The sequence below is a fragment of the Methylobacterium sp. WL18 genome (genome assembly GCF_008040015.1).
Taxonomy (GTDB): domain Bacteria; phylum Pseudomonadota; class Alphaproteobacteria; order Rhizobiales; family Beijerinckiaceae; genus Methylobacterium; species Methylobacterium mesophilicum.
Genome location: NZ_VRVD01001165.1, coordinates 1 through 727, shown reverse-complemented (window position 1 = coordinate 727; position 727 = coordinate 1). Strand labels below are relative to the sequence as shown.

The following is a 727-nucleotide window of genomic DNA, read 5'->3' as shown; positions in this document are numbered from 1 at the left end:
CCGCAGATCCGGGCGGCGTGTTCGCGGCCCTCGACCACCTCACCGGCGTGCCCGGCCGGATGGAGCGGATCGGTGAGGCGCGGGGCGGCCTGTGCCTGGTCGACTACGCCCACAAGCCCGAGGCGCTGGAGAGCGTGCTGACCGCGCTGCGCCCGTTCGCGTCCGGCCGGCTGGTCGTGGTGTTCGGCTGCGGCGGCGACCGCGATCGGGGCAAGCGCCCGCTGATGGGGGCTATCGCCGAGCGCCTGGCGGATGTTGTGTTCGTCACCGACGACAATCCCCGCACGGAGGAACCCCAAGCGATCCGGCGGGCGATCCTGGCGGCAGCGCCCAACGCGGAAGAAATCGGCGACCGGGCCGAGGCGATTGGCTCGGCCGTGCGGCGACTCGGCCCCGGCGACGTGCTGGTCGTGGCCGGCAAAGGCCATGAAACCGGCCAGATCGTGGGAGATCGGACGCTGCCGTTCTCTGACCATGAGGTCCTGCGCGCCGCCATCGCCGGGGCCGCACGTTGATGGCGCGGCCGGATGGTGACCGGGGGCTGACATGACCGCACTCTGGACCCGTGACGAGCTCGAAGCCGCCACCGGCGGACGCCTGATCGGCGCAGACCGCCCGATCGGCGGCGCGTCGATCGACACCCGCACGCTGCAGCTGGGCGACCTGTTCTTCGCCATCAAGGGAGAGGCGCGCGACGGCCACGACTTCGTCGCGAGCGCCCTCGGGC

2 protein-coding genes are annotated in these 727 nt (G+C 72.6%); both read left to right on the top strand.

Going from position 1 to position 727, the window contains the following annotated elements:
• A partial coding sequence (locus tag FV228_RS31565; RefSeq protein WP_281406561.1) for a cyanophycin synthetase occupies positions 1–515 on the top strand: 515 nt, incomplete at its 5' end.
• Between the two features lie 31 nt (positions 516–546).
• Positions 547–727 (top strand): Mur ligase domain-containing protein (locus FV228_RS31560; protein WP_246694112.1); only part of this gene is annotated, 181 nt, incomplete at its 3' end.